Origin of the sequence: Streptomyces griseus subsp. griseus (assembly GCF_000720255.1) — a bacterium.
In the GTDB taxonomy this organism is placed as follows: domain Bacteria; phylum Actinomycetota; class Actinomycetes; order Streptomycetales; family Streptomycetaceae; genus Streptomyces; species Streptomyces griseus_I.
On record NZ_JOJE01000013.1, the window covers coordinates 178,711 to 193,717 of the forward strand.

The following is a 15,007-nucleotide window of genomic DNA, read 5'->3' on the forward strand; positions in this document are numbered from 1 at the left end:
GGAAGGCCCGATTCGGTCCTGTTCGGAGGACGTGACAACATGCCGTCATGTCCTCCGAGCTGACCGATCTCTTTCCCCAGCCGATCGTGCAGGCCCCCATGGCGGGCGGTGTCTCCGTGCCGCAGCTCGCCGCCGCCGTCTGCGAGGCGGGCGGGCTCGGGTTCCTCGCCGCCGGGTACAAGACCGCCGACGGGATGTACCAGGAGATCAAACAGCTGCGGAGCCTCACCTCCCGGCCCTTCGGCGTGAACCTCTTCATGCCGCAGCCGGAGTATCCCGGTGCAAGCACCGGCTCCACTGGAGCGGCCAACGCCGCGCCCCCTTCTGGCGCCGTCGAGGTCTACGCCCACCAGCTGGCCGGTGAGGCCGCCTGGTACGAGACGGAGCTCGGCGACCCCGACAGCGGCCGTGACGACGGCTACGACGCCAAGCTCGCCGTACTCCTCGACAACCCGGTGCCGGTGGTGTCCTTCCACTTCGGCGTGCCGACCCCCGAGGTACTGGACTCGCTGCGCCGGGCCGGGACCTTCACCCTCGTCACCGCCACCACCCCCGACGAGGCCCTCGCGGTCGAGCGGGCGGGCGCCGACGCGGTGATCGTGCAGGGCGTGGAGGCCGGCGGCCACCAGGGCAGCCACCGCGACGTCCCGGAGAACGACGGCTCCGGCCTCGGGCTGCTGTCGCTGCTCGCCCAGGTCCGGGAGGCCGTGCACCTCCCCCTCGTCGCCGCCGGCGGCATCATGCGCGGCAGCCAGATCGCCGCCGCGATCGCCGCGGGCGCGAGCGCGGCACAGCTCGGCACGGCGTTCCTCGCCACGGCGGAGTCCGGCGCGCAGGCCGTGCACAAGGAGGCGCTGACCAACCCGCTCTTCGTACGGACGGAGCTGACCCGCGCCTTCTCGGGGCGCCCCGCCCGCGGCCTGGTGAACCGTTTCCTGCGCGAGCACGGCCCGTACGCCCCCGCCGCGTACCCGGAGGTCCACCACCTCACCTCCCCGCTGCGCAAGGCGGCCGCCAAGGCGGGCGACGCGCAGGGCATGGCGCTGTGGGCCGGGCAGGGCCACCGGCTGGCCCGCGACCTGCCCGCGGGGCGACTCGTCGAGGTGCTGGCCGGTGAACTGGCCGCGGCCAGGACAGCGTTGTCGGCGTTCCCGGGCGGGGGTGCGGGCCGATGACCGCGCCGGTCTTCGTCGTCGACGCCCTCGGTGCCGCGGGCGCGGGGGAGTTCGTGCTGGACGGGCCCGAGGGGCGGCACGCCGTCTCCGTGAAGCGCCTTCGGCCCGGTGAGGCCGTCGTCCTCACCGACGGCGCCGGGCACTGGGCGCGGGGCGAGGTCGTCGTTGCCGAGGGCAAGGACCGGCTGGTCGTGACCCTGGAGGACGTCGTCGCGGAGCCCGCCGAGTCACCCCGGATCACCGTGGTGCAGGCCCTGCCCAAGGGCGACCGCGGGGAACTGGCCGTCGAGACCATGACCGAGACCGGTGTCGACGCGATCGTCCCGTGGGCCGCCTCCCGCTGCATCACCCAGTGGAAGGGCGAGCGCGGGCTGAAGGCGCTCGCGAAGTGGCGGGCGACGGCCCGGGAGGCGGGCAAGCAGTCCCGACGGGTCCGCTTCCCCGAGGTCGCCGACGCGGCCACGACGAAGCAGGTCGCGGCACTGGTCGCCGACGCCGACTTCGCCGCCGTACTCCACGAGAGCGGCGACACCCCGCTCGCCACGGCCGAACTGCCCGCCAAGGGCGAGATCGTGCTGGTCGTCGGCCCCGAAGGAGGCGTGTCACCCGAGGAGTTGGCGCTCTTCGAGGAGGCCGGCGCCCGGCCCTACCGGCTCGGCCGCACCGTACTGCGCACGTCCACCGCGGGCACGGCGGCCGCTGCCCTGCTCCTCGGCCGTACCGGCCGCTGGTCCTGACCCGACACCGGAGGGCACCACATGGAACTGGCTCAGGTAAGGCTCCTCGTCACCGACTTCGACGCCTGTTACCGCTTCTACGCCGACGTCCTCGGCCTGAAGCCGCAGTCCGGGGCGGCGCGGGGGCCGTACGAGAAGTTCAGTCCCGCCACCGGATCGGCCGGCGTCGCCCTCCAGGACCGGGCCATGATGGCCGGGGTCCTCGACGAACTCGGCGACACGGCGACCGGCCACCGCTCCCTGGTCGTGCTGCGCGTCGACGACCTGGACGCCTACTGCGCGGAGATCGCGGGCCGGGGAGCCACCCTGCTGCACGGTCCGGCACCGATGACTGACCGTATGCGGGTCGCCCATCTCAAGGACCCCGAGGGCAACTTGGTGGAACTGCAGGAGTGGCTGCTGTTGCGGGGTTGAGGACTCGTCAGCCGGGCGGACAGCCCTTGCTGTCGTCGTCCAGCGAGAGGATCTGGACGTCTTCGCGGCGGACGGCGAAGGAGCGGTAGGCGCGCGGGGACCACAGGTGCACCCAGTCGTCCGACGATCCGAAGGACAGCACGGGCACGTCCGGAACGGGGCCGTTGTCCACGGGGATGGGCTTGCCCCGTTCGACGGCGAGGACACAGACGAAAGTGCCCTGAAGGCCGTGGTACGGGGCGGGCGTCAGGTAGTGGAAGGCGTCAAACTTGGCATCCTCGGCGGCCCAGCCGGCATCGTCCAGGCCCGTGGCGACCACCCACACCACCACGAGCGCCGACGCGAGGCAGACCAGCGACCGGATGGCCGGACCGGTGGACCTGTCGATCAGATGGAGATGGCGGGCCCAGCCGAGCAGCCCGATGGTGATCAGCAGGCTGAGAGACGCTGACCAGAGGACGGGCAGGGCGGCCCCGTACGTGGACAGGGAGCGCACCGGCACACTGTCTGCGGGTATGTCGAAGTGCTTCAGATAGGCCGCCTGGACCTGACCGCCCAGCCATGCCGTGATCGGCCACAGCGCTGGGACCGCCAACGGCAGGATCCACGCGGCGTGTCGGGTGAACACCGTGTCGCGTACGGCGAACCAGGTACCGACCACGGCGGCCAGGGCGACCATGAGCCACACGACGGGTGCGAGGACGGTAGTGGCCGCCGCTCCGGCCACCGTCAGGCCGAGTGTGAGGATCGTGCCCACGATGATGAAGTCCACGGGCGGGTGGCGCTCCCCGGTGCACAGGGTGCGTCCCATCCGCTTCGTGAACTCCGGCCGGAGGGTGAGGGGCGCCGTACCCACCAGGACGAGCACGAACCAGAGGAGCCGGGAGCCGGGCACCAGCCAGGTCGCTGCCAGTGCCGCCGGCCCCGGGGCCAGTGCCAGCAACCCCCCGAAGAGCAGGCGACGGGTGTCCGCGACCGAGTCCGGCGGTGGCGGTTGCTCCTGTGACGACCAGTCCAGCCGCAGGGTGTGGCGGGCCGAATCGAAGCGGTGGCCCGCGAAGTCGTCCCGCGCGAGCTCCTGCCGCACCGTCTCCCGATCCGTGCCCACCGGGACGGCGACCAGCCGGTGATCGGCGCTCTGGCCGGTCAGTACGCGCAGAGCGGCCGAGAACCGGCCCACCCCGTCCGCTCCCGACTCGTCCCGGTACACGTGGTAGACCACCCGCGTCGGCACCTCCGGGTCCACCAGCGCAGCCTCCCGCACCCACGCCCCCAACCCCGCATGTCGCACCAGGAACTCGGTGTCCCGCACGGCATGCTCCAACGCACCCCGTCGTGCCCCCTGCACGCGCGCCTCGACAAGCATCTCTCCACCACCGTCGGCCGGACGCTCCACCACCCACCCCTGCCGCTCGAAGAGTGTGATGACCGCGTTCTCCTCGCGCTGCCCGCCCGGCATGACGACCCGCAAGCAGACACGACGATCGCGCGGACGTACGGCGAACCACCCCGTCTCGGACAAGTCCCCACCCCCCGACAACAGTTGACCCGGAACGCAGATGAGCGCATTCCGTCTTAATCACCGCGCACATCCTGACCGCTTGTGGTCTACCGCGCCACGCCGCCAAGTGGCAGGCTGCCCCCCATGGGGGTATTGGGGTCGTTTTGGGGTCACCCGCGGGGACGGCGGGTCGTGGCCCTGGCCGGGCTTGCCGTGGTGGCCGTCGGTGGAGCCGTGGCGTGTGATCCGGGTGGGTTGAGTGCGGCGACGGTGGCGTACACCACCGATGAGACCGCGACGAAGGAACTCGAGCGGCAGAAGATCGACGTGCGCTGGCTGACGTGCACGGCGAACTACAAGGGGAACCGCTCGGCGTCCCCCTCCGCGAGCGAGGACACCGTCGCCAAGGTCGACTGCCAGGGGGAGACCGGTGACGGTAAGGACATCACCGTCACCGGCAAGGTCACGCGGGCCGTCAACGGCGCCTGTGTGCGCGGGGATCTCACCGCCAAGGTGGGCGGCAAGGTCCGCTTCCACGTGAGCGGGCTCGGCGACTGCGAGGGCACGCCCTCGCCCGTCGCCCCGGGGCCCGGGAACGGCGGGCGGCCCGCCCCCACCGTCACGGTGACCGTCACCACCACCATCTGGTGCGACCAGTACCCGGACTGCCGTCCCGTCCAGGGCAAGTGACAGGGCAATCGAGAGGGCAAGCGACCGCGGGAAGCTCACGCCAAGTGATCCGAAACCCTGTCCCCGGACATCGCCCCTGCATAGGGTGATCCCGTGACACAGTCCGCGACCGCGGCATCAGCCGCCTCATCGGCTTATCTCCGCTTCCCGCACGCGCACGGCGAGTTGGTGGCCTTCACCGCCGAGGACGACGTCTGGCTGGCCCCCCTCGACGGCGGCCGGGCCTGGCGGGTCAGCGCCGACAACATGCCGGTCTTCCACCCGCGCGTCTCGCCCGACGGCACCACCGTCGCCTGGACCTCCACCCGCGACGGAGCCCCCGAGGTGCACATCGCACCCGTCGACGGCGGTCCCACGACCCGGCTGACGTACTGGGGCAACGCCAAGACCCAGGTGCGCGGCTGGACCCCGGACGGGCGGGTCCTCGCGGTCACCGCCCACGGCGAGGCCAGCCTCCGCCGCACCTGGGCCCGCGCCCTCCCGCTCGACGGCGGACCCGCCACCACCCTGCCCTACGGGCCCGTCGGCGACGTCGCCCACGGCCCGCACACCGTGCTGCTGTCCGCCCTGATGGGCCGCGAGGCCGCCTGGTGGAAGCGCTACCGGGGCGGTACGGCGGGCAAGCTGTGGATCGACCGGGAGGACACCGGCGAATTCACCCGTCTGCACGAGGAGTTGGACGGCAACCTCGAGTACCCGGTGTGGGTCGGGGACCGAATCGCCTTCCTCTCCGACCACGAGGGCACCGGCGCGCTGTACTCCTCCCTCGCCGACGGCTCCGACCTGCGCCGGCACACGCCCCTCGGAGGCTTCTACGCCCGGCACGCGGCGAGCGACGGCACCCGGGTGGTGTACGCGAGCGCCGGTGAGCTGTGGATCCTCGACGACCTCGACGGCGCCGAGCCGCGCCGCCTCGACGTCCGGCTCGGCGGGCAGCGCACCGACCGGCGGCCGTTCCAGGTGACCGCCGGCCGCTGGGTCGAGTCCGGCGCCCCCGACCACACCGCGCGCGGCAGCGCCGTCTCGGTGCGCGGCTCCGTGCACTGGGTCACTCACCGCTCGGGCCCCACCCGCGCGCTCGCCTCTCAGCCGGGCGTACGGGCCCGGTCGCCGCGCACCTTCCGCGCGGACGGCGAGGAGTGGGTGGTGTGGGTGACGGACGCCGAGGGCGAGGACGCCCTGGAGTTCGCGCCCGCCACCGGCCTCGCGCCGGGTGCCACCCCGCGCCGCCTGGCCGTCGGACGCCTCGGACGGGTCCTGGAGCTCGCCATGGCACCCGACGGCAGCCGTGCCGCAGTCGCCGCCCACGACGGACGCCTCCTCCTCGTCGAACGGGAGACCGGCGAGGTCCGCGAGGTCGACCGCAGCGAGGACGGGGACGTCACCGGCCTGGTCTTCTCGCCCGACTCGGCCTGGCTCGCCTGGTCGCACCCCGGGCCCCGTCCCCTCAGCCAGCTCAGACTCGCCAACACCACCGACCTGTCGGTCACCGAGGCGACCCCGCTGCGCTTCCAGGACTACGACCCCGCCTTCACACCCGACGGCAAGCACCTGGCCTTCCTGTCGAACCGCTCCTTCGACCCCGTCTACGACGAGCACGTCTTCGACCTCGCGTTCGTCGTCGGCACCCGCCCCCACCTGATCACCCTCGCCGCGACCACCCCGTCCCCCTTCGGGCCGCAGCGGCACGGCCGGCCCTTCGAGGCGCCCGACAAGGACGAGACCCCCGACAGCGAGGGCACCCCGGCCACCCGTATCGACCTCGACGGCCTCGCCGACCGGATCGTGCCGTTCCCCGTGGAGGCCGCCCGCTACAGCAACCTGCGGGCCGCGAAGGACGGCGTGCTGTGGCTGCGCCACCCGGTGCGGGGCGTTCTCGGCGCCTCCCGGGCCACCCCGGACGACCCCGACCCCGACACCGAGCTGGAGCGCTACGACCTCGCCCAGCACCGCCTTGAGCACCTCGCGGCCGACGCCGACCACTTCGAGGTCAGCGGCGACGGCAAACGCCTGCTGCTGTGGACGGACGGCAAGCTCAAGGTCGTACCCAGCGACCGGCGTGCCTCCGGCGACGAGGACAGCGACTCGAACATCACCGTCGATCTCGGCCGCGTCCGGCAGACGATCGACCCGGCGGCCGAGTGGCGGCAGATGTTCGACGAGACCGGCCGCGTCATGCGCGACCACTTCTGGCACCCCGGCATGAACGGCGTCGACTGGGACGCCGTCCTCGACCGCTACCGGCCCGTCGTGGAGCGCGTCGCCACCCACGACGACCTGGTGGACCTGCTCTGGGAGGTGCACGGTGAACTCGGCACCTCGCACGCCTACGTCGTCCCGCGCGGCGGATACGGCCGTGGGCCCCGCCAGGGTCTGCTCGGCGCCGACCTCTCCCGGCACGAGGACGGCAGCTGGCGCATCGACCGCGTCCTGCCCTCCGAGACCTCCGACCCCGACGCCCGCTCCCCGCTCGCCGCGCCCGGTGTCGCGGTGCGGGCCGGGGACGCGATCGTGGCGGTGGGCGGAGTACCGGTGGACCCGGTGGCCGGGCCCGGACCGCTGCTCGTCGGCACGGCGGGACGGACGGTCGAGCTGACGGTGTCGCCGTCCGGCGGGGGCGAGCTGCGGCATGCCGTGGTCCAGCCGATCGCCGACGAGGAGGCATTGCGGTACCACGCGTGGGTCGCCGACCGGCGGGCGTACGTGCACGAGCGGTCCGGCGGGCGGCTCGGGTATCTCCACGTCCCCGACATGCAGGCGCCCGGGTGGGCGCAGATCCACCGTGACCTGCGGGTGGAAGTGGCGCGCGAGGGACTCGTGGTCGACCTGCGCGAGAACCGGGGCGGGCACACGTCCCAGCTGGTGATCGAGAAGCTGGCCCGGCGCATCGTGGGGTGGGACCTGCCGCGCGGGATGCGGGCGGAGAGCTATCCGCGGGACGCGCCGCGCGGGCCCGTGGTGGCGGTGGCGAACGAGTTCTCCGGGTCGGACGGGGACATCGTGAACGCGGCGATCAAGGCGCTCGGGATCGGGCCGGTGGTCGGGACGCGGACGTGGGGTGGGGTCGTCGGGATCGACAGCCGGTACCGGCTGGTGGACGGAACCCTGGTCACGCAGCCCAAGTACGCCTTCTGGCTCGAGGGTTACGGGTGGGGCGTGGAGAACCACGGGGTGGACCCGGATGTGGAGGTGGTGCAGGCGCCGCAGGACTGGAGGGACGGGAGGGACGTTCAGCTGGACGAGGCTGTGCGGTTGGCGTTGGCGGCGTTGGAGTCCACGCCGGCGAAGGTGCCGCCCGCTCTGCCGTGACCGTCCCTGGGGGCTGCGCCCCAGCCCCCCATCGGCCTGACGGCCTCGTCCTCGAACGCCGGACGGGCTGGATCGTGCCGACCGGCGACGGGAAACCCGACCTCGATAGCATGCTCAGAAAGAGATCAACGGCGTGAGGAGGCACACGCATGGCAGGAGAACCGCAGGGCGACTGCTTGTTCTGCAAGGTGGTGGCGGGGGCGATTCCGGCGACGATCGTGCGGGAGACGGAGACGACCGTCGCGTTCCGGGACATCAATCCGCAGGCGCCGACGCACGTCCTGGTGATCCCCAAGGCGCACTACGCGGACGCCGCGGCGCTCGCCGCCGGCGCGCCGGAACTCGCCGCGGACGTTCTGCGGGAGACGCAGGTGATCGCGGACGAGGAGAAGCTGGAGAGCTACCGGATCGTCTTCAACACCGGCAGCGGCGCCGGGCAGACCGTCTTCCACGCGCACGCCCACGTCCTCGGCGGGCGGGGCCTGCAATGGCCTCCCGGGTAAGGCGTCGTGTCCGTACGTGAACTGGTCGTCCTCGGCACCGCGAGCCAGGTCCCGACCCGGCACCGCAACCACAACGGCTACCTGCTGCGCTGGGACGGCGAGGGCATCCTGTTCGATCCCGGGGAGGGCACGCAGCGTCAGATGCTGCGTGCCGGGGTGGCCGCGCACGACCTGAACCGGATCTGCGTCACGCACTTCCACGGCGACCACTCGCTGGGCCTCGCCGGGGTCATCCAGCGGATCAACCTGGACAAGGTCCCGCACCCCGTCACCGCCCACTTCCCGCGCTCCGGCCGCCGTTTCTTCGAGCGTCTGCGGTACGCCACCGCCTACCGTGAGACCGTCGATCTCGCCGAGGCCCCGGTCGCCGCGGACGGGGTGATAGCCGTGACCAAGGGCTACACGCTGGAGGCGTGCAAGCTCTCCCACCCCGTGGAGTCCTACGGCTACCGGCTCGTCGAGCCCGACGGCCGCCGCATGCTGCCCGACCGGCTCGCCGCGCGCGGGATCAAGGGGCCGGACATCGGACGGATCCAGCGCGAGGGCTCCGTCGGCGGGGTGACGCTCGAAGAGGTCAGCGAGGTGCGGCGCGGACAGCGGTTCGCGTTCATCATGGACACCCGGCTGTGCGACGGCGTGCACGCCCTCGCCGAGGGCTGCGACATGCTGGTCATCGAGTCCACCTTCCTGGAGGAGGACCTGCAACTCGCCGTGGAGCACGGCCACCTGACCGCCGGTCAGGCCGCGCTGGTGGCACGGGAGGCCGGCGTACGGCATCTGGTGCTGACCCACTTCAGCCAGCGCTACTCCGAGCCCGAGGAGTTCGAACGGCAGGCACGGGCAGCGGGGTTCGAGGGGGAGCTGACCGTGGCGCACGATCTGCTGCGGGTGCCGGTACCGAAGCGCCGATGACGAAGCACAGACAAAACATCCGTACCATGCTTTGATGCCCCTCCCCAAAGCTGAACTGCACCTGCACATCGAAGGCACCCTGGAGCCCGAGCTGGCGTTCGAGCTCGCCGCGCGCAACGGTGTCGAGCTGCCCTACGCGGACACCGACGAGCTGCGCAAGGCGTACCAGTTCGAGGACCTCCAGTCCTTCCTGAACCTGTACTACGAGCTCATGGCGGTGCTGCGCACCGAGCGGGACTTCGAGGACCTCGCCAACGCCTACCTCGCCCGCGCCGCCGCGCAGGGGGTGCGGCACGCGGAGATCTTCTTCGACCCGCAGGCCCACATCTCCCGTGGGGTGGAGATGGGCACCGTCGTCGAGGGGCTGTGGCGGGCGCTGGGCGCGAGCGAGGCCAACCACGGCGTCTCCACCCAGCTCATCCTGTGCTTCCTGCGCGACGAGTCGGCCGCGTCGGCGCTGGAGACCCTCCAGGCAGCCCGGCCGTACCTCGACCGGATCACCGGCGTCGGCCTCGACTCGGCGGAGGTCGGCCACCCGCCCGTGAAGTTCCGCGAGGTGTACGAGGCGGCCGCCGCCCTCGGTCTGCGACGCGTGGCGCACGCCGGTGAGGAGGGGCCGCCGGAGTACATCACCGAGGCCCTGGACGTGCTCGGCGTCGAGCGGGTCGACCACGGGCTGCGCTGCATGGAGGACCCGGCGCTCGTGGCGCGGCTGGTGCGGGAGCGGATCCCGCTCACCGTGTGCCCGCTGTCCAACGTCCGGCTGCGCGCCGTGGACGTCCTCGCCGAGCACCCCCTGCCGGCCATGCTGGACGCGGGCCTGCTGTGCACGGTCAACTCCGACGACCCGGCCTACTTCGGCGGCTACGCCGACGACAACTTCCATGCCGTGCGCCAGGCATTGGGCCTGGGCGAGGACCGGCTGCGCGAGCTGGCCCGCAACTCCTTCCTCGCCTCCTTCCTGGAGCACGACGAGGAACGGCGGGCCCGCTACCTGGCCGAGGTGGAGGCGTACACCTTCCAGTGACGCGGAGCCGGAGCTACTCGGCTCCGACGCCCGCCCGTCGGGGGCCCGCCGTGTCGTAGGCGCCCCGGGTCGGTACGGCGGGGGTGTCCACCTCGATCTCCACCACCGGCTGCTCCGGCGCGCCGACCCGCGGGACCGCGCGCGTGGGTGTGCCGGTGGCCGCGGCGACCACGGCGGCCGGGGTGCCGCCGCGCCGGCGGACGGCGCCGGGCAGCAGCGGGCGGCCGCCGGTGTGCAGGGCGACGACGGTCATGGGGACGGCTATGACCAGCAGCCCGGCGGCGAGCACCGCGCCCATGACCGGGAAGCCGGCCTGCGCGGACAGCACGCTCCCGGTCAGCGGCCCGGCCGCCGTGCCCAGTGAGGACGCCGAGCCGACGAGCACCGCCCAGCGGCCGCGCGGGTCCAGGGAGGCGGCGAGCCCGATCAGGTACGACAGGACGACCGGGTAGAAGGTGTTCCAGGCGACCTCGCCCGCCGCGAAGCTGCCCAGGCCGGTCGCCGAGGCGCTGACGACGATGCACCCGGCGATGAGCGCCGTACCCGCGCCGATGGGCAGCGCCCGCCCGAACCGCGCTCCGAGCGCGCCCGCGCCGAGAACGCCGAGCAGCCCGGTGCCCAGGGCGACCGCGAACACGGCCCCGACGGTCGCCTCCGTGAGGTGCGCCTGGGTGAGCCCGATGCGGCCGCTCACGCCCCACAGGGCGTTCTGGGCGAGGGACCAGCACGGCATGGCGGCGGCGAGCAGCAGCCCGGAGCGCAGGTGGGGCAGGGGCTCGCGGTCACGACGGGTGTGCGGCGCGGCCGTGGGGCCGGGGAGGCGGCCCGTCAGCGGCCAGACGGCGAGCGCGGTGAGCGCGATCGCCGCGAGCGGCTGGCCGTGCCCGGCTCCGAGGCGGGGGACCGTCAGGTAGACGGCTCCGGCCAGCGCGGACACCGCGAGCAGCCCCAGCGTGGAGGCGCGGTGCGGGTCCCGGTGGGCGGCTATGCGGGTGGCGGCGACCGTGGTGGCCGTACCCGATCCGAAGCCACCGACCATGGCACCGGCGATGACGGCCGGGACGCTGCCGGTGAGGGCGGCGCCGCCGTAGCCGAGGACGGCGAGGAGCAGCCCGAGGCGGGCCAGGGTGCGGGCGCCGATGCGCTCGACGCGCGAGGCCAGGACGAAGCCGGCGGATGCCGAACTCAGCAGTAGCGCGCTGCCGACGGCACCGGCCTGGGTGGCCGACAGGGGCAGTCCCGCGTCGAGTCGGCCGACGACCGTCGGGAGCAGATAGGGGGCGAGGTACCCGGCCGTGAAAAGGGCGACGAGGGGCCAGGGGGTGGTGCGGGGGGCGAACACGGGCGTTCCCAGGGCATGCGAAAGCGGCTCAAGAAGAGGGGGATGGCGACGGCCGTCGACGGACGGGAACGCGCTGGAAATTTGTATCAAGCACATGGTTCCGGAAAGAAACGCGAGCCGGGTGATGTGGATCACTTTACGTTTGGGCTCGGATGAACCGGGTAGTCAAAACGTCCTTCGCGGCTCGAACAGGGCGCCCGCTAGCGCCAGTTCGCGGCTCCACCCGCTCCGGGTGCCGTCGCTTCGATCTTCGCCCGGATCTCCCGCATCACCGCGACGATCCGCTCCTCGTGCTCCGGCGTCAGCCGCGCCACCGGCACCGAGCAGCTGACGGCGTCCTGCGCGGGAGCGTCGTAGCGCAGCGCGAACCCGAAGCCGACGATGCCGAGGACGCCCTCCTCGCGGTCCACGGAGTAGCCGCGGGCCCGTACGGCGGCGAGGTCCGCCGCCAGCGGCGCGCGGTCGGTGTGGGTGTTCGGGGTCAGCGCCTCGTACGGCCCCCCGGGCAGCTCCTCGTCCGGGCGTTCCGCGAGCAGCGCCTTGCCCAGCGCGCCCGCGTGGGCCGGCAGCCTCCGCCCCACCCGGCTGATGGTCCGCAGGTACTCGTGCGACTCGCGCGTCGCCAGGTACGCCACGTTCCGCCCGTCGAGCCGCCCCAGGTGGATGGTCTCGCCCAGCGCCTCGGACGCCTCGTCGAGGTAGGGGCGCACCAGTCGTACGCGCGGGTCGGAGTCGAGGTAGCTGGTGCCGGTCAGCAGGGCGTGGATGCCGATGCCGTACAGGGAGCCGGTGGTGTCCGTGCGGACCCAGCCGCGCGAGATCAGGGTCTGCAGCAGCGCGTACATCGAGCTGCGCGGCACGCCCAGCTCGTCCGCCAGCTCCTGGAGCCGCGCGGGGCGGTCACCGCGTTCTGCGAGCAGTTCCAGCAGCTCGACCGTGCGCGCCGCCGACTTCACCTCGCGGACGCCCCCTGTCTCCGACATGTGCCGATCGTAGAGGTGGGCGCGGCCCCATTGACGACCGGTGTGCGCGTACCTAACCTCCATCTTCATACGTGGATGACGTCTACATAGGGAGATGACGAGGGTGACCCTCGATCCGGACACGACCCGGAGACTGCGGGACGGCATGGCGGGCGGCGTGCTGTCGTTCCCGCTCACGAGCTTCCACGAGGACGGCTCGCTCGACCCCGGCGGCTTCCGCACCCATGTCGCCGCCCAGATCGCCACCGGCCCCGGGGCCGTCTTCCCCGCCTGCGGCACCGGCGAGTTCTTCTCCCTCGACGAGGACGAGTACCGCCGGGTCGTCACCATCGCGGTGGAGGAGGCGGCCGGCCGCCTGCCCGTCGTCGCCGGCATCGGCTACGGCTGGGCGCAGGCCGCCCGGTTCGCCCGCATCGCCGAGGACGCGGGCGCCGACGCCCTCCTCGTCCTGCCGCACTACCTCGTCGCCGCCCCGCAGGACGGCCTCGTCGCCCAGCTGGAGCAGATCGCCGCCCGCACCCGGCTGCCGCTCATCGCCTACCAGCGCGGCCAGGTCACCTTCGGCGCGAGCGCGTTCCGGCGCATCACCGGGATCCCGAACGTCATCGGCCTCAAGGACGGCCACAGCGACCTCGACCGCCTCCAGCGCCTCACCCTCGCCGCCCCGGAGGGCTTCCTCTTCTTCAACGGCGCCGCCACCGCCGAGATCCAGGCCCGCGCCTACGCCACCGTCGGCGTCCCCGCCTACTCCTCCGCCGTGCACGCCTTCGCCCCCGAGATCGCGAACGCCTTCTTCACCGCCCTGCACACGGGCGACGACAAGACCACCGACCGGCTGCTGCGCGACTTCTACGTCCCGCTCGTCGAACTCCGCGACCGCGTGCCCGGGTACGCCGTGTCCCTCGTCAAGGCGGCGGCCCGGCTGCGCGGCCGCCCGGTGGGCCCGGTACGCGCCCCGCTCACCGACCCCTCGGCCACCGACCTCGCCGCCCTCAAGACCGTCCTGACCACCGGACTCGACCTCGTAGGAGCCGCACTGTGACCCGTGACCTGACGATCACCGAGGTCCGACTGACGCCGATCCTGGTCGCCGACCCCCCGCTGCTCAACACCCAGGGCGTGCACCAGCCGTACACCCCCCGGCTCATCGTGGAGGTCGTCACGGCCGACGGGACCACGGGCGTCGGCGAGACGTACGGCGACACCAAGTACCTGGAACTGGCCCGCCCGTTCGCGGACAAGCTCGTCGGCCGCCAGGCCGGCGACCTCAACGGACTGTTCGTCGTCGCCGAGGAGGTGGCCGTGGACAGCTCCCGCGTCTCCGGCCAGGTCGACGTCGGAGGACTGCGCGGCGTCCAGACCGCCGACAAGCTGCGGCTGTCCGTCATCTCCGCCTTCGAGGTCGCCTGCCTCGACGCCCTCGGCAAGGCCCTCGGCCTGCCCGTGCACGCCCTGCTCGGCGGCAAGGTCCGCGACGCCGTCGAGTACAGCGCGTACCTGTTCTACAAGTGGGCCGACCACCCCGAGGGCGTCGCCTCCGAGAAGGACGACTGGGGGGCCGCCGTCGACCCCGCCGGAGTCGTCGAGCAGGCCCGCAGGTTCACCGAGCGCTACGGCTTCACCTCCTTCAAGCTCAAGGGCGGCGTCTTCCCGCCCGAGGAGGAGATCGCTGCGATCCGCGCCCTCGCCGAGGCCTTCCCCGGCCACCCCCTGCGCCTCGACCCCAACGGCGCCTGGTCGGTGGAGACCTCACTGACGGTGGCGAAGGAACTCGGGGACGTCCTCGAGTACCTGGAGGACCCCGCCCTCGGCACCCCCGCCATGGCCGAGGTCGCCGCGCGGACCGACGTCCCCCTCGCCACCAACATGTGCGTGACGACGTTCGCCGAGATCAAGGAGGCGTTCCAGAAGGGCGCCGTCCAGGTCGTCCTCTCCGACCACCACTACTGGGGCGGCCTGCGCAACACCCAGCAGCTCGCCGCCGTCTGCCGCACCTTCGGCGTCGGCGTCTCCATGCACTCCAACACGCACCTGGGGATCTCCCTGGCCGCCATGACCCACGTGGCGTCCACCGTCCCCGACCTCCACCACGCCTGCGACTCCCACTACCCCTGGCAGTCGGAGGACGTCCTCACCCAGCGGCTGACCTTCGAGGACGGCAAGGTCCGGGTCTCCGACGCCCCCGGCCTCGGCGTCGAGCTCGACCGCGACCGCCTGCGGTTCCTCCACCAGCGCTGGCTCGACGACGACGGCACGCTGAAGGACCGCGACGACGCGGCGGCGATGCGGGTCGCCGAGCCGGACTGGGTCACGCCTGTCGTTCCCCGCTGGTGAGTCCGACCGCCTGACGCGAGGGGGGCCGGAGCCGGACCGTCCCCCCTTGTCGTTGGTCTGGTGCACACTGGCTGTGATCC

The 15,007-nt window shown here is 72.8% G+C and carries 13 protein-coding genes; 10 read left to right on the top strand and 3 right to left on the bottom strand.

The genetic code is table 11. The annotated features are described in order from the left end of the window. The first annotated feature begins 47 nt into the window (after nucleotides 1–47). From IG99_RS19485 to IG99_RS19495, 3 genes are read left to right on the top strand one after another with little or no spacing between them, the layout of a single operon-like run. Nucleotides 48–1,175 (top strand): nitronate monooxygenase, encoded by a 1,128-nt coding sequence (locus tag IG99_RS19485; RefSeq protein ID WP_037675688.1) that lies wholly within the window; start codon nucleotides 48–50, stop codon nucleotides 1,173–1,175. After that, nucleotides 1,172–1,912 carry a 16S rRNA (uracil(1498)-N(3))-methyltransferase gene (locus IG99_RS19490; RefSeq protein ID WP_037675690.1) on the top strand — a complete coding sequence of 247 codons (741 nt, stop codon included), beginning with the start codon at nucleotides 1,172–1,174 and terminating at the stop codon, nucleotides 1,910–1,912. Before IG99_RS19485 ends, IG99_RS19490 begins: the two co-directional genes overlap by 4 nt. A gap of 21 nt (nucleotides 1,913–1,933) precedes the next feature. Next, nucleotides 1,934–2,326 carry a VOC family protein gene (locus IG99_RS19495; protein ID WP_037675691.1) on the top strand — a complete coding sequence of 131 codons (393 nt, stop codon included), beginning with the start codon at nucleotides 1,934–1,936 and terminating at the stop codon, nucleotides 2,324–2,326. A gap of 7 nt (nucleotides 2,327–2,333) precedes the next feature. Here the strand turns inward: IG99_RS19495 and IG99_RS19500 are convergent, their stop codons facing one another. Further along, nucleotides 2,334–3,848: a hypothetical protein gene (locus IG99_RS19500; RefSeq protein ID WP_158973203.1), complete on the bottom strand. Its 1,515-nt coding sequence runs from the start codon at nucleotides 3,846–3,848 to the stop codon at nucleotides 2,334–2,336. Nucleotides 3,849–3,971: 123 nt separating this feature from the next. Between IG99_RS19500 and IG99_RS19505 the strand changes: the two genes are divergently transcribed. From IG99_RS19505 to IG99_RS19525, 5 genes are all read left to right on the top strand, one after another. Then, entirely contained in the window at nucleotides 3,972–4,517 is a 546-nt protein-coding gene (locus tag IG99_RS19505; RefSeq protein ID WP_037675693.1) for a hypothetical protein, read from the top strand. Between the two features lie 93 nt (nucleotides 4,518–4,610). Continuing rightward, nucleotides 4,611–7,826: a S41 family peptidase gene (locus IG99_RS19510; RefSeq protein WP_078947792.1), complete on the top strand. Its 3,216-nt coding sequence runs from the start codon at nucleotides 4,611–4,613 to the stop codon at nucleotides 7,824–7,826. A 149-nt stretch (nucleotides 7,827–7,975) separates the two neighbouring features. Beyond that, nucleotides 7,976–8,329 carry an HIT domain-containing protein gene (locus IG99_RS19515; protein WP_037675697.1) on the top strand — a complete coding sequence of 118 codons (354 nt, stop codon included), beginning with the start codon at nucleotides 7,976–7,978 and terminating at the stop codon, nucleotides 8,327–8,329. Nucleotides 8,330–8,335: 6 nt separating this feature from the next. Then, nucleotides 8,336–9,241, top strand: coding sequence for a ribonuclease Z (locus IG99_RS19520; protein ID WP_037675699.1), 906 nt, complete (start codon nucleotides 8,336–8,338; stop codon nucleotides 9,239–9,241). Between the two features lie 34 nt (nucleotides 9,242–9,275). After that, nucleotides 9,276–10,268, top strand: coding sequence for an adenosine deaminase (locus tag IG99_RS19525; protein ID WP_037675702.1), 993 nt, complete (start codon nucleotides 9,276–9,278; stop codon nucleotides 10,266–10,268). Between the two features lie 13 nt (nucleotides 10,269–10,281). On the opposite strand, the gene IG99_RS19530 is transcribed toward IG99_RS19525, so the two are convergent. Beyond that, nucleotides 10,282–11,610, bottom strand: a complete 1,329-nt coding sequence (locus IG99_RS19530) for an MFS transporter (RefSeq protein WP_037675703.1) — start codon at nucleotides 11,608–11,610, stop codon at nucleotides 10,282–10,284. Nucleotides 11,611–11,810: 200 nt separating this feature from the next. Continuing rightward, nucleotides 11,811–12,593, bottom strand: a complete 783-nt coding sequence (locus IG99_RS19535) for an IclR family transcriptional regulator (RefSeq protein WP_037675704.1) — start codon at nucleotides 12,591–12,593, stop codon at nucleotides 11,811–11,813. Between the two features lie 94 nt (nucleotides 12,594–12,687). On the opposite strand from IG99_RS19535, the gene IG99_RS19540 reads away from it, so the two are divergent. Both IG99_RS19540 and IG99_RS19545 read left to right on the top strand, forming a co-directional pair. Continuing rightward, nucleotides 12,688–13,635 carry a 5-dehydro-4-deoxyglucarate dehydratase gene (locus IG99_RS19540; RefSeq protein WP_394298039.1) on the top strand — a complete coding sequence of 316 codons (948 nt, stop codon included), beginning with the start codon at nucleotides 12,688–12,690 and terminating at the stop codon, nucleotides 13,633–13,635. After that, entirely contained in the window at nucleotides 13,632–14,927 is a 1,296-nt protein-coding gene (locus IG99_RS19545) for a glucarate dehydratase family protein (protein ID WP_037675706.1), read from the top strand. The genes IG99_RS19540 and IG99_RS19545 overlap by 4 nt, the downstream gene beginning before the upstream one ends. Nucleotides 14,928–15,007: the final 80 nt, after the last annotated feature.